The organism is Streptomyces sp. NPDC051636 (assembly GCF_044453765.1).
Taxonomy (GTDB): Bacteria; Actinomycetota; Actinomycetes; order Streptomycetales; family Streptomycetaceae; genus Streptomyces.
Genome location: NZ_JBITDA010000012.1, coordinates 221373 through 233942 on the forward strand (window position 1 = coordinate 221373; position 12570 = coordinate 233942).

13 protein-coding genes and 1 rRNA gene are annotated in these 12570 nt (G+C 72.8%); 3 read left to right on the forward strand and 11 right to left on the reverse strand.

From position 1 onward, the window contains the following. Positions 1-29: 29 nt before the first annotated feature. The 5 genes from ACIBBH_RS22530 to ACIBBH_RS22550 are packed head-to-tail and all read right to left on the reverse strand — an operon-like array spanning position 30 to position 4602. On the reverse strand, positions 30-785 hold the full coding sequence (locus tag ACIBBH_RS22530) for a hypothetical protein (RefSeq protein WP_399407225.1): 756 nt from the start codon (positions 783-785) through the stop codon (positions 30-32). Between the two features lie 3 nt (positions 786-788). Further along, on the reverse strand, positions 789-2531 hold the full coding sequence (gene recN, locus ACIBBH_RS22535; protein ID WP_399407227.1) for a DNA repair protein RecN: 1743 nt from the start codon (positions 2529-2531) through the stop codon (positions 789-791). 58 nt (positions 2532-2589) lie between these two features. Further along, entirely contained in the window at positions 2590-3495 is a 906-nt protein-coding gene (locus tag ACIBBH_RS22540) for an NAD kinase (RefSeq protein ID WP_399407229.1), read from the reverse strand. Continuing rightward, complete coding sequence (locus ACIBBH_RS22545) at positions 3492-4307, reverse strand: TlyA family RNA methyltransferase (protein WP_399407231.1); 816 nt, start codon at positions 4305-4307, stop codon at positions 3492-3494. The genes ACIBBH_RS22540 and ACIBBH_RS22545 overlap by 4 nt, the downstream gene beginning before the upstream one ends. 7 nt (positions 4308-4314) lie before the next feature. Next, the gene (locus tag ACIBBH_RS22550) at positions 4315-4602 is read right to left on the reverse strand and encodes a hypothetical protein (protein ID WP_399407233.1); all 288 of its coding nucleotides are present in this window, start codon (positions 4600-4602) and stop codon (positions 4315-4317) included. 42 nt (positions 4603-4644) lie between these two features. Here ACIBBH_RS22550 and ACIBBH_RS22555 point away from each other — a divergent pair, with 42 nt between their 5' ends. Beyond that, positions 4645-4992, forward strand: coding sequence for an SCP2 sterol-binding domain-containing protein (locus ACIBBH_RS22555; protein ID WP_399407235.1), 348 nt, complete (start codon positions 4645-4647; stop codon positions 4990-4992). On the opposite strand, the gene ACIBBH_RS22560 is transcribed toward ACIBBH_RS22555, so the two are convergent. The 4 genes from ACIBBH_RS22560 to ACIBBH_RS22575 form a co-directional block, all read right to left on the reverse strand. Then, the gene (locus ACIBBH_RS22560) at positions 4976-5839 is read right to left on the reverse strand and encodes an ABC transporter ATP-binding protein (RefSeq protein ID WP_399407237.1); all 864 of its coding nucleotides are present in this window, start codon (positions 5837-5839) and stop codon (positions 4976-4978) included. The genes ACIBBH_RS22555 and ACIBBH_RS22560 overlap by 17 nt on opposite strands. Further along, positions 5836-6891, reverse strand: coding sequence for a FecCD family ABC transporter permease (locus ACIBBH_RS22565; RefSeq protein WP_399407239.1), 1056 nt, complete (start codon positions 6889-6891; stop codon positions 5836-5838). Before ACIBBH_RS22565 ends, ACIBBH_RS22560 begins: the two co-directional genes overlap by 4 nt. Next, positions 6888-7931, reverse strand: coding sequence for a FecCD family ABC transporter permease (locus ACIBBH_RS22570; protein ID WP_399407241.1), 1044 nt, complete (start codon positions 7929-7931; stop codon positions 6888-6890). Before ACIBBH_RS22570 ends, ACIBBH_RS22565 begins: the two co-directional genes overlap by 4 nt. 71 nt (positions 7932-8002) lie before the next feature. Then, complete coding sequence (locus ACIBBH_RS22575) at positions 8003-9031, reverse strand: HAD hydrolase-like protein (protein WP_399407243.1); 1029 nt, start codon at positions 9029-9031, stop codon at positions 8003-8005. 73 nt (positions 9032-9104) lie between these two features. On the opposite strand from ACIBBH_RS22575, the gene ACIBBH_RS22580 reads away from it, so the two are divergent. After that, complete coding sequence (locus tag ACIBBH_RS22580) at positions 9105-10388, forward strand: DUF1015 domain-containing protein (protein WP_399407245.1); 1284 nt, start codon at positions 9105-9107, stop codon at positions 10386-10388. A 92-nt stretch (positions 10389-10480) separates the two neighbouring features. Here the strand turns inward: ACIBBH_RS22580 and ACIBBH_RS22585 are convergent, their stop codons facing one another. Then, the gene (locus tag ACIBBH_RS22585; RefSeq protein ID WP_399407260.1) at positions 10481-11245 is read right to left on the reverse strand and encodes a hypothetical protein; all 765 of its coding nucleotides are present in this window, start codon (positions 11243-11245) and stop codon (positions 10481-10483) included. A 111-nt stretch (positions 11246-11356) separates the two neighbouring features. On the opposite strand from ACIBBH_RS22585, the gene ACIBBH_RS22590 reads away from it, so the two are divergent. Next, positions 11357-12388 (forward strand): hypothetical protein, encoded by a 1032-nt coding sequence (locus tag ACIBBH_RS22590; protein WP_399407263.1) that lies wholly within the window; start codon positions 11357-11359, stop codon positions 12386-12388. A 91-nt stretch (positions 12389-12479) separates the two neighbouring features. Here the strand turns inward: ACIBBH_RS22590 and rrf are convergent. Further along, a 5S ribosomal RNA gene (rrf, locus tag ACIBBH_RS22595) occupies positions 12480-12570 on the reverse strand; the annotation flags it as partial.

Consider the following 12570-nt stretch of genomic DNA (forward strand, 5'->3'; position numbering starts at 1 on the left):
GAGTGAACAACCGCCCATGCGCGCGAGCCTCACAGCGAGCGCGCCCAGTCGGTCACGCGGTCGCCGTACACGGCCGCGGCCACCACCGCGGCGGCGTACGCCACCAGTCCCGCCCGCTGGTTGCCCGCAACGACGGCGGCACCCAGAGCGGCACCCAGCGCATGCGCCCCCGTGTCGCCGATCATCGCCCGCTCGCCGAGGTCGTCGGGCAGCACGGCCACGGCCGCCCCGGTGGCGACGGCGGCCAGCTCTGCCCCCGGCCCCCTCCGCACCAACCCGGCCGCCCCGAGCCCGGCGACCGCACCGGCGGCCCGCCCCGGCCGGACGTCCACGAGGTTCACCGCGTGCGCGGCCCCGGCGATCACCACCCCGGCCAGCACCTTGTCGAGGAACCGCTCCTTCAGCACCGCCCCCGCCACCAGCCCGGCGGCCGAGATCCCGAACAGCTTCACCGCCCCGCTGGTGACCTCACCGTCCCGCAGCGCCGACAGATGCGCCCCAAAGCCCCGCCGGGGGTCACCGGCTCCCGCCACGTCGTCATAGGCGCCACAGGCCCCGGCGGCCAGCACCGCGAACCCGGCGGCGGGGTGCACCCGCGCCGCCCCGGCCACCGCCGCCAGGGCACTCGCGGGCCCCGCGTACAGCTCGACGGTCCGCCCGGCGTAGTTCTTCCGCTCCCAGCGGTCCCGCCCGCCGGGCGCCTTGGCGCGCAGGACGGCGGTCCCGGCGCGGGTGAGCCCGGCGGCGAGTGCGAGGGAACCGATGCCACGGCCGGTGATTCCCATCCGCTACCCGTCCGCCCGGGCCGTCGCCAGCAGTTCCTCCGCGTGGGCGCGGGCCGTCTCCGAGTCCTCCTGGCCGGCCAGCATCCGGGACAGCTCGCGGATGCGCTCCTCGCCCTCCAGCACCTTCACGCCGGACCGGGTGACGGAGCCGTCGTTGGTCTTCTCGACCAGCAGCTGCCGGTCCGCGAAGGCGGCGACCTGCGGAAGGTGGGTGACGACCACGACCTGCGCGGTCTTCGCGAGCCGCGCCAGCCGACGCCCGATCTCGACCGCCGCCTTGCCGCCGACACCGGCGTCGACCTCGTCGAAGAGGTACGTCGGCACCGGGTCGGTCCCCGCGAAGACGACCTCCACGGCGAGCATCACGCGCGACAGCTCACCGCCGGACGCGCCCTTGGCGATGGGCCGCGGCGGCGCACCCGGATGCGGCGCGAGCAGCAGCTCGACCTCGTCCGCGCCCGACGGCCCGTACGCGACCGTACGCCCGCCGACCTCGACGCCCTCCGGGTCCTCGGTCTGCCGGATGTCGAAGGACACGCGCGCGTGCGGCATGGCGAGCGAGGCGAGTTCGGCGGTCACCGCGGCGGCGAACCGCTCGGCGGCCTCCGTCCGCGCGTCCGTCAGCGCCTGCGCCAGCCCGCTCAGTTCGGCCCGCAGCGCGTCCCGTTCGGCGGTCAGCTCACCGATCCGCTCGTCATCGCCGTCCAGCTCGGTCAGCCGCGCGGCGCTCTGCTCGGCCCACGCCAGCACGGCGTTGACGTCGTCCCCGTACTTCCGCGTGAGGGCGGTCAGCGCGGCCCTGCGCTCCTCCACGGCGGCCAGCCGCAGCGGATCGGCGTCCAGGTCGTCGGCGTACCCCGCCAGCTCGCCCGCCACGTCACCGAGCAGGATCCCGATCTCCCCGATCCGGTCCGCGAGGGACGCCAGCGCCGGGTCGTGCGACCGCACGGCCTCCAGGGCCCGGTGCGCACCCGCGACGAGCGTGGCAGCGTCGATGCCCTCGGGGTCCTCGGGATTGCCCGCGAGAGCGGCATGCGCGGCCGTGGCGGCGGACGCCAGCGCCTCCGCGTGCCCCAGCCGCTCGGCCTCCTCCGCGAGCTCCACGTCCTCCCCGGCCCGTGGCTCCACGCCCGCGATCTCGTCGAGCCCGTAGCGCAGCATGTCGGCCTCCTGGGCCCGCTCACGCGCGCGGGTGACGATCTCCTCCAGCTCGGCGGAGACCGCCCGCAGCCGCCGGTAGGCCTCGCCGTACTTGGCCAGCGGCACCGCGACGGCGTCGCCCGCGTACCGGTCGAGCGCCTGCCGCTGCCGGGACAGCTTCAGCAGCCCCTGCTGGTCGGTCTGCCCGTGCACGGCCACCAGCTCGTCGGCCAGCTCGGCGAGCACCCCCACGGGCACACTGCGCCCGCCCAGGTGCGCCCGAGACCGCCCCTCGGCCGAAACGGTACGGCTGATCAGCAGCGCCCCGTCGTCCAGCTCGGCCCCGGCCTCCTCGGCCCGTACGGCGGCGGAGGCGTTCGCGGGCACGGCGATCCGTCCCTCCACGACCGCCTTGGCGGCCCCGATCCGCACGAGCGCCGGATCCGCCCGGCCGCCCAGCAGCAGCCCCAGGCTGGTGACCACCATGGTCTTGCCCGCACCCGTCTCACCGGTGACGGCGGTGAACCCCGGCGACAACTCGACGACAGCGTCGTCGATGACTCCGAGCGACCGTATCCGCATCTCCTCCAACACGGAGAAGACCATACGAGGTCCGGCCACACAAGTGCGAGGTGCCCTGTCACCCGGGTGAGTGGACGGACGGCTAGTGCGGCGCGCCCCGCCACCCGGAAACCGGCAACGCGAACTTCGCCACCAGCCGATCCGTGAACGAAGCGTGGTGCAGCCGGGCCAACCGCACCGGCACGGCCCCCCGCCGCACCTCGATCCTCGCCCCGGGCGGCAGCTCGACGGTCCGCCGCCCGTCACACCACAGCACCCCCGGCGGAATGTTCGGCAGAACCTCCACCGCGAGCACCGAATTGGGAGAGGTCACCAACGGCTTCGCGAAAAGCGCGTGCGCCGAGATCGGCACCATCAGCAGCGCCTCCACCTCCGGCCACACCACAGGCCCACCCGCGGAGAACGCATACGCCGTGGACCCGGTCGGAGTCGACAGAACGATCCCGTCGCACCCGAACCCCGTGACCGGCCGCCCGTCGATCTCCAGCACGACCTCGAGCATCTTCTCGGCGGACACCTTCTGCACGGCCGCCTCGTTCAGCGCCCAGTCCGTGTGCACGATGTCCCCGTTGCGGTGCACGACGACGTCGACGGTCATCCGTTCCTCGACCTCGTACGACTTCGTCACCACCCGGTCCACGACCTTGTCGAGGTCGTCCCGCTCGGCCTCCGCGAGGAACCCGACCCGCCCGAGGTTGATGCCGAGCATCGGCACCCCGGAGGCCCGCGCGAACTCGGCGCCGCGCAGCAGCGTGCCGTCACCGCCGAGCACGATCAGCAGCTCGCACCCGTCGAGACTGTGCGGGGTCGCTTCCGCGACGAGCTCCACCTCCTCAGGCAGCGGCAGGTCGGCCGCCTCCGCCTCCAGGACGCGGACCCCGATGCCGGACCGCAGCAACCCCTTGACCACCAGCTCGGCACTGCGGATGGCCGCGGGCCGCCCGGTGTGCGCGAGCAGGAAAACAGTACGAGCTCGGTTCTGTGTCAACGCGGCCCCTCCGCCACTGCACGGTCAACGTCGGCCGGGTCCAGAGCGGGTGCCCCGGAACGCAGCCACAGAAAGTACTCGACGTTCCCGGAGGGCCCGGGAAGCGGACTGGCGGTGACACCCTTCACCCCGAGCCCCAGTTCCCACGCCTTCTCGGCCACGCCCCGCACGGCCTCCGCCCGCAGCTGCGGGCTGCGCACGACGCCCCCGCTGCCCAGCCGCTCCTTCCCCACCTCGAACTGCGGCTTGACCATCATCACCAGGTCGGCGTCCGGCTTCACACACCGCGCCAGGGCCGGCAGCACCAGCCCGAGCGGGATGAAGGACAGATCACCCACGACAAGATCCACAGGTTCCCCATCGATCGCTTCAAGCGTCAACTCGCGTACGTTCGTACGGTCCTTGACGGTGACGCGTTCATCGCTGCGCAGAGACCAGGCGAGTTGTCCGTATCCCACGTCGACGGCGACGACGTGCGCGGCGCCCGCCCGCAGCAGGACGTCGGTGAAGCCGCCGGTGGACGCGCCCGCGTCCAGCGCGCGCCGCCCCTCGACGGCCAGCCCCTGGGGGACGAACGTCTTCAGCGCGCCGGCGAGCTTGTGGCCGCCCCGGGAGACGTACTCGGGGTCGCTGTCGTCGGCCGAGACCACGATGGCCGCCGCGGTCTCCACCTGCGTGGCCGGCTTGGTCGCGACGGTCTTGCCGACGGTGACCCGCCCGGCGGCGATCAGCTGGCTGGCGTGCTCGCGCGAGCGCGCGAGCTTCCGGCGGACCAGCTCCGCGTCCAGACGGCGGCGTGCGACTCCTGCCACGTTCGGTTCAGCTCCTGCTCTGATAAGCCGACGGGGGCGCCGGAGGTCCCGGACGGGCGTCGAGCGCGGTGAGCGCGTCGCGCAGCCCCCGGTGTACATCCTCGTACACCTCCACGTGTCCGTCGGTGGCGAGGTGGTCGGCGTCGGCCAGCCGCTCCAGCTGGGCGTCGACGTCGGCGTTGCCGGTGGGGGTGCGGGGCACGTTCAGCGGTGCGGGGACGGCGGGGGCGTACTCGGGTTCGACCGCAACCTCCGCTTCCTCGCGCACCTCCGCCTCGGGCACAGACTCGCTCATGCCCAGACGCTACCTCGAACCGCTGCGGTACCGTCGGTCGCGATGGCAACGATTGAAGAGTGCCGTGCCGCACTGGAGAAGTTCTCGGACAACATGCAGGGCGCCGAGGGCGACGTCCGCGCGGCCGCGGCCATGGACCGTTCGGTGAGCTGCCGCATCACGGACCTGGACGTCACCTTCGTCGGCCGGCTCACCGGCGGCCGGATCGAGGTCGACGAGACCCTCCAGGGCCCTCCGCGGGAGAAGGCCGAGATCCGGCTGACGATGACCGGCGACGACCTGGTCGCGATGGTCGGCGGCGATTTGAATTTCGCGAAGGCGTGGGGCTCGGGCCGGGTGAAGCTGGAGGCGAGCCTGCTCGACGTGTTCCGCCTCAGGAAGCTTCTGTAGCGGCCGCCTTCAGCGCCTCGGCCCGCGCCCTGCGCGCCGCCGGCACCACCAACGGCGTGCCCGTCTCCGGGTCGTCGATGACCTGGCAGCGCAGGCCGAAGACCTCCTCGACCAGTGCGGCGGTGACGATGTCGTCCGGCGTGCCCTCGGCGACGACCCGGCCGCCGCGCAGGGCGATGAGGTGGGTGGCGTACCGGGCCGCGTGGTTGAGGTCGTGCAGGACGGCGACCAGGGTGCGGCCCTGGGTCTCGTGCAGCTCGGCGCACAGGTCGAGTACGTCGATCTGGTGCTGGATGTCCAGGTACGTGGTCGGCTCGTCGAGCAGCAGCAGCGGGGTCTGCTGGGCGAGCGCCATCGCGATCCACACGCGCTGCCGCTGACCGCCGGACAGCTCGTCCACGTACCGGTCGGCCAGCTCGGCGACCCCGGTCTGCGCCATGGACTCCCGCACGACCCGCTCGTCCTCGGCGGACCACTGCCTGAGGATCCCCTGGTGCGGGTAACGGCCCCGGCCCACCAGGTCACCCACGGTGATCCCGTCCGGCGCGATGGACGACTGCGGCAGCAGACCGAGCGTGCGCGCGACCTTCTTCGCGGGCATCGACTGGATGACCTGCCCGTCGAGCAGCACCCGGCCCTCGCTCGGCTTCAGCATCCGCGACAGCGCCCGCAGGAGCGTCGACTTGCCGCACGCGTTCGGGCCGACGATCACCGTGAAGGAGTTGTCGGGGATCTCCACCGACAGCTGCTCGGCGATGACGCGCTGGTCGTAGGCGAGGGTGACGTTCTCGGCGGACAGGCGGTTCACGGTGCTCCTTCGGTTGTTCGTCTCGCCGGTGGTGCTCATATCCGGCCCGCCCTGCGCTCGGTGACCAGCAGCCACAGCAGGTAGAGGCCGCCGAGGACGCCGGTGACCACGCCCACGGGCAGCTGGTCGGCGCCGAAGGCGCGCTGCGCGGCCCAGTCGGCGGTGACCAGCAGGGTGGCGCCCATGCAGAGGGAGGGCACCAGGCTGGGCCCGGGCGAGCGGGTCAGGCGCCGTGCGAGCTGGGGCGCGGTCAGCGCCACGAAGCTGACGGGGCCGGCGGCGGCCGTGGCGGCGGCGGTCAGCAGCACGGCGGAGACCATCAGCACCAGCCGTACGCGCTCCACACGCACCCCGAGCGCGTACGAGATGTCGTCGCCCATCTCCGTCATCCGCAGCCCGCGCGCGTTGGCGAGGACGAGCGGTACGAGCACGGCGCACAGGGCGAGCAGCGGCCAGACCTGGTCCCAGTCGCGGCCGTTGAGGGAACCGGTCATCCACACGACCGCGCGGGCCGCGTCGACGAGGTCGGCCTTGGTGAGCAGGTAGCCGTTGACCGCCGTGGCGACGGCGGAGACGCCGATGCCGACCAGGACCAGCCGGTAGCCGTGCACGCCCTGCTTCCAGGCGAGCAGATAGATGGCGAACCCGGTCACCAGGCCGCCGATCAGCGCTCCGACGGTGACCTGGGTGGCGTTTCCGGACAGCAGCACGATCACGGTGAGCGCCCCGGCCGTGGAGCCCTGCGAGAGGCCGAGCACGTCCGGGCTGCCCAGCGGATTGCGGGAGACCGACTGGAACAGAGCACCGCCGAGGCCGAGCGAGGCCCCGACCAGGAGGCCGACGAGGACGCGCGGCAGCCGCAGGTCGCGGACGATGTACTCCTGGATCTGGTTGCCGTTGCCGGTCAGCGTCTTGAGGACGTCGGTGGCGGAGATGGGGAAGTCACCGGTGCCGATCAGCAGGACACTCGCGGCCAGCGTGGCGAGCAGCAGCAGGGCGACGACGCTCAGCGCGCGCACGTCCACGCGCACGGAGAGCCCGCCGGGGGTGCGCAGAGCGCGGACGGCGCGGCCGTTCTGACGGGTCTTCACAGTTGCGCCGTCCTCCGCCGTCGTACCAGAAAGATGAAGACCGGGCCGCCGATGATCGCGGTGACGATGCCGACCTGGAGTTCCGCCGGCCGGGCGACGATCCGGCCGATGACGTCGGCGCCGAGCAGCAGCACGGGCGACAGGACCGTCGCGTACGGCAGGATCCAGCGCAGGTCGGGGCCGGTGAAGGAACGCACGACGTGCGGCACCATCAGGCCGACGAACATGATCGGACCGCACGCGGCGGTCGCCGCGCCGCACAGCAAGGTGGCGGCGAGCATGGCCAGGGCGCGGGTGCGGTTGAGGTTGGCGCCGAGGGCGCGGGCGGTGTCGTCGCCCATCGCCACGGCGTTCAGCGGCCGGGCGAGCAGCAGGGCGAGGACCGTGCCGACGGCGAGGAACGGCAGCACCTGTGTGATGGTCGAGTCGGTGGCCGAGGACAGTGAACCCACCGTCCAGAAACGCATCCTGCCGAGCGCCGCGTCGTCCATGATCATCACGGCCTGGAGGTAGCCGTAGAGCGCGGCGCTGATCGCCGTACCGGCGAGCGCCAGCCGCACGGGCGTCGCCCCCCGGCTGCCGCCGAGGAACCACACGAGCGCCCCGACCGCCGCCGCGCCCACGAACGCGAACCACACATAGCCGCTCAGGCTGGTGACGCCGAAATAGGTGATGGCCGTGACCACCGCCGCCGACGCGCCCGCGTTGATGCCGAGCAGCCCGGGATCGGCCAGCGGGTTGCGGGTGAGCGCCTGGAGCACCGCCCCGGACAGGCCGAGCGCTGCGCCGGCCAGCAGCCCGAGGAGGGTGCGGGACACCCGTTCGTCGACCACGACGTCGCCGTACGTCCCCGTGTCGTGGAACAAGCCGTGCCAGACCTGGTCCACCGACAGCTCCTTCGCACCGATCGCGATGCTCGCCAGGGCGACGAGCACCAGGATCGCGACCGCGGCCAGGAGCCCAAAAGCCCGTATCGCCCGGCGGGTTGGGGGCGCGGGGGCGGTGTCCGCGCGCTGTTCGGGAGGACTGTCGACCAACACGAGGTTAGGTTAGCCTACCCTCGCATTCGGTCTCGATCCCGTGCGGACGACACGGGCCGGGTTGCCTCCGCTCAGAGTCCCAGTCGCGCCAGCGCCTTCTCCCCGTCCAGCTCGCAGGAGCCCGCCCCGGCCGCCGTCCAGGCCGCCGCGCACAGCGCCCGCAGCCCGTCGAGCGCCTCACCGTCGCCGTCCAGCTCCAGCCGCTCGGCACGGGCCGTCGCCGTCCAGCCTCCGCAGCGGAACCCGTCACCTTCCTCCGTCACCTCCGGCTGCCCGGCGAGCATCCCGCGCAGATCGGCGTCCACGTACGTCGGCCGGTGCTGCGGCGGCGCGGCCAGCAGCTGGGCGCCGTCGGTGACGCCGGTCAGGACCAGCAGCGAGTCGACGTCCCCGTTGAAGGCGCCCTCGATGTCCGTGTCCAGCCGGTCTCCGACCACCAAGGGCCGCTCGGCGCCCGTGCGCAGGATCGTCTCCCGGTGCATGGGCGGCAGCGGCTTGCCCGCCACCTGCGGCTCGGCGCCGGTCGCGATCCGTACGACCTCCACGGCCGCGCCGTTGCCCGGCGCGATGCCCCGCCCGCTGGGGATGGTCAGGTCGGTGTTGGACGCGAACCAGGGCACCCCGCCCGCGATGGCGTAACAGGCCTCCGCGAAACGCCCCCAGGGCAGATCGGGACCGCCGTACCCCTGAACGACCGCCGCCGGATCGTCGTCCGCCGACTCCACCGGCTCGAGCCCCCGCTCGCGCAGCGCCACCCGCAGCCCCTCACCGCCGACCACCAGCACCCGCGCCCCCGCCGGCACCTGCTCGCTGATCAGCCGCGCGACCGCCTGCGCGGAGGTGATGACGTCACCGTCCCCCGTCGGTATGCCGAGCTCCGTCAGGTGCGCGGCCACGGTGTCCGGGGTACGCAGCGCGTTGTTGGTGACGTAGGCCAGACGCATCCCGCCGTCACGCACTTTTGCCAGCGAGTCGACCGCGTGCGCGATCGCGTTCCCGCCCGCGTACACCACCCCGTCCAGGTCGAGCAGCGCCGTGTCGTACGCCTCGCTCAGGGGCCGCGCACTGCCCTCGGGCCTCGTCCTGACGCCCTGGCTCATTCCGCATCGCTCCTCGTTCGATCGCTCCTGCCTCGATCATGCCGCACGCCACTGACACACGTACGATGCCGAGATGAACACTGCAGGTCACTCGGAAGCAACGGCGCGCCGAGGCCTGGAACTCACCCCGTTCCGAGGCCTTCGCTACGACCCCGACCGGGTCGGCAGCCTGGCCGCCGTCACGTCCCCGCCGTACGACGTGGTCGTACGCCCCGACGGCCTGCGCCACCTCCATTCCGCCGACCCGCACAACATCGTCCGCCTGATCCTCCCCCAGGCCGGCACCCCCAGCGCCCGTACCGAACAGGCGGCCGGCACCCTGCGCCGCTGGCTGGCCGAGGGCGTCCTGACCGCCGACCCGGAACCCGGCCTGTACGTCTACGAACAGTGCGACGGTGACGGCATACTGCAGCGCGGCCTGATCGGCGCGTTGCGCGTCTCGGACCCGTCGGAGGGGGTGGTCCTGCCGCACGAGGACGTCATGCCGCCCGTCGTCGCTGAGCGCGCCGCTCTGATGCGCGCGACGCACGCGAACCTCGAGCCCCTGCTCCTGACGTACCGGGGCAACGGCGTCACGGCAGAGGTGATCGAGCGCACCGTCGAACGACCCGCGCTGCTGTCGACGACCACGGAGGACGGCTTCCACCACCGCCTCTGGTCGGTGACCGACCCCGCCGAGCTGGCCCTCGTCCAGTCGGACCTGGCCGGCCATCAGGCCCTGATCGCCGACGGCCACCACCGATGGGCGACCTACCGACTTCTACGCGCGGAGCACCCCTCCCCCAGCCCCTGGGACCACGGCTTGGTCCTCCTGGTCGACACGGCCCGCTATCCGCTCCGCGTCCGTGCCATTCACCGCCTGCTGCACGGCCTGCCGGTCACCGACGCGCTGTCGGCCCTCGATGGCCTGTTCGGCGTGACGCGCCTGGAGAAACCGCTGCCCGAGGCCCTGACGGCCCTCGCCGACGCGGCCTGCGCGGGCAACGCCTTCCTGCTCGCAGGCGACGGCGCCTTCCATCTGATCGACCGCCCGGACCCGGACCTCCTGGCCCGTACGATCCCCACGGACCGCCCGGCCGCCTGGCGCACCCTGGACGCCACGGTCCTGCACGCCACGCTCCTGGAACACGTCTGGCGCATCCCCGAGGACTCCCCCGAGCACATCGCCTACATACACGACACGGCCGCCACGGTTGCCAAGGCGGAGCAGGACGGCAGTACGGCGGTCCTGCTGCACCCCGTCCGCGAGGAGGTCGTGCGCGACTTGGCCCGCCAGGGCGTGACGATGCCCCGCAAGTCGACGTCGTTCGGCCCGAAGCCGGCGTCTGGGCTGGTGCTGCGGGCGCTCGACGTCTGAGACCTCGGCCTCTGAGACCTCGGCCTCGAGACGCAACAGGGCGGGACCTTGGAAGTCCCGCCCTGTCCTGACCGAAGTACGCCGGAGGTACGTCAGTCCTTGTCGCCGTCGATGTCGCCGTCGATGTCGTTGTCCGTGTCCGTGTCCGTGTCGAGGTTCTCCGCGTCGGTCTCGTCCTCGGCGAGCGCGTCGACGAACTCCACGCCGTCCAGCTCGGCCAGCCGGTCCGAGGCGTCCGTGCTGCCGTCCCGGTCGGCCTCGACGGCCTTGGCGAACCACTCACGCGCCTCGGCCCGCCGACCGGCGGCGAGCAGCGCGTCGGCGTACGCGTAGCGCAGGCGCGCGGTCCACGGCTGGACGGAGTTGGAGGCGAGCTCGGGGCTCTGCAGCGTCACGATCGCCGCGTCCAGCTGCCCCATGTCACGCCGGGCACCGGCCGCGACGAGCCGCATCTCGACCTGCCCGGCCTTGTCGAGCTTGTGCACTTCGGATGCCCCGGCCATGTCCAGCGCCTTCTCCGGCCGCCCGAGCCCACGCTCGCAGTCGGCCATCACGGGCCACAGCTCCACGTTGCCGGTCATCCGCCGCGCGGCCCGGAACTCGGCGAGCGCCTCGCCGTACTTCTGGTTCGCGTACGCGGCGAACCCGCCGGCCTCCCGGACAGCGGCAACACGGGACGCGAGCCGCAGGGCCACCTTGGAGTAGCCGTAGGCGCCCTCGGGGTCCTCGTCGATGAGCCGGGCGACCATCACCAGGTTCTTGGCGACGTCCTCCGCGAGCGTCTTCGGCAGGCTCTGCAGCTCCTGCCGTACGTCCTTGTCGATCTCGTCGCCGGTGACGTCCTCGGGGATCGGCAGCCGCTTGATGGGCTCGCGGTCACGGTCGCGCTCGTCCCGGCCACGGAAGCCGCCACGCCGGTCGTCGCCCCTGCGGTCGTCACGGCCACGGAAGCCACCGGGACGTCCAGCGTGGTCGTCGCGCCGACCGTAGCCGCCACGTCCTCGCTCGTCCCGGCCCCGGTCGTCACGGCCCCGGAACCCACCGCGCTCGCCCCGGCTGTCGTCGCGCCGGAATCCGCCACGGCCACCGCGTTCTCCACGGTCGTCGCGGCGGCCGTAGCCCCGGTCGTCATCACGGCGGGAGCCGGCACGGTCACCGTCGCGCCGGTCGTCCCGCCGGTCGTCCCGACGGGCATAGCCGGGCCGGTCACCGCGGCTGTCGTCACGCCGGTCGTCCCGCCGGTCGTCCCGACGGGCATAGCCGGGCCGGTCACCGCGGCTGTCGTCACGCCGGTCGTCCCGACGGTCGTCCCGACGGGCATAGCCGGGCCGGTCACCGCGGCTGTCGTCACGCCGGTCGTCCCGACGGGCATAGCCGGGCCGGTCACCGCGGCTGTCATCGCGCCGGTGGTCCCGACGGTCGTCATGACGGAATCCACCGCGCTCAGAACGGTCGCCCCGGTCATCACGGCGGAAGCCGCCGGAGCGGTCGTCACGGCCACGGAAACCGCCACGGTCACCGCGGTCATCGCCCCGACGGTCGTCCCGGCGACCGTATCCACCACGGTCGTCGTCACGACGGACCCCACCACGATCGCTGCCGCGGTCGTCGCGGCGGAACGGGGGACGGTCTCCGTCACGGCGGAATCCACGGTCGCGGTCGTCCCGACGCGGTCCGGACGCACGGTCGTCACGCCGGCCGTAGCCGCCACGATCGCGGTCATCACGGCCGCGGTCATCACGGCGGTCATCACGGCGGTCGTCGCGACCCCGGACGCCGCCGCGGTCACCGCGGTCGTCACTCCGACGGTCGTCGCGGCGACCGTATCCACTGCGGTCGTCGTCTCGACGGAACCCGCCGCGATCGCCACCACGGTCGTTCCCGCGACGCGGGCCCCCACGGAAACCAGCGCGGTCACTGCGTTCACCGCGGTCACCACTGTCCCGTCGCCGCTGGTCGCGCTCCGGTCGATCGTCGGGAGAGTTGGTGGACATGGGTGACTCCTGTCTTCGGTACCGCAAGTCATTCTAAAAACGAAAGGACCCCTGGTCCCAGCTGAACGCTGGTGACCAGGGGTCCTTCCCAAAGATTGTTCGGCGGTGTCCTACTCTCCCACAGGGTCCCCCCTGCAGTACCATCGGCGCTGTGAGGCTTAGCTTCCGGGTTCGGAATGTAACCGGGC

Bases quoted from the DNA above. Each gene is read 5' to 3' on its own strand.
- ACIBBH_RS22555 (WP_399407235.1), top strand. From the start codon at position 4,645: ATGGCAACGATTGAAGAGTGCCGTGCCGCACTGGAGAAGTTCTCGGAC.
- ACIBBH_RS22560 (WP_399407237.1), bottom strand. From the start codon at position 5,839: ATGAGCACCACCGGCGAGACGAACAACCGAAGGAGCACCGTGAACCGC.
- recN (WP_399407227.1), bottom strand. From the start codon at position 2,531: ATGGTCTTCTCCGTGTTGGAGGAGATGCGGATACGGTCGCTCGGAGTC.
- ACIBBH_RS22580 (WP_399407245.1), top strand. From the start codon at position 9,105: ATGAACACTGCAGGTCACTCGGAAGCAACGGCGCGCCGAGGCCTGGAA.
- ACIBBH_RS22530 (WP_399407225.1), bottom strand. From the start codon at position 785: ATGGGAATCACCGGCCGTGGCATCGGTTCCCTCGCACTCGCCGCCGGG.
- ACIBBH_RS22550 (WP_399407233.1), bottom strand. From the start codon at position 4,602: ATGAGCGAGTCTGTGCCCGAGGCGGAGGTGCGCGAGGAAGCGGAGGTT.
- ACIBBH_RS22575 (WP_399407243.1), bottom strand. From the start codon at position 9,031: ATGAGCCAGGGCGTCAGGACGAGGCCCGAGGGCAGTGCGCGGCCCCTG.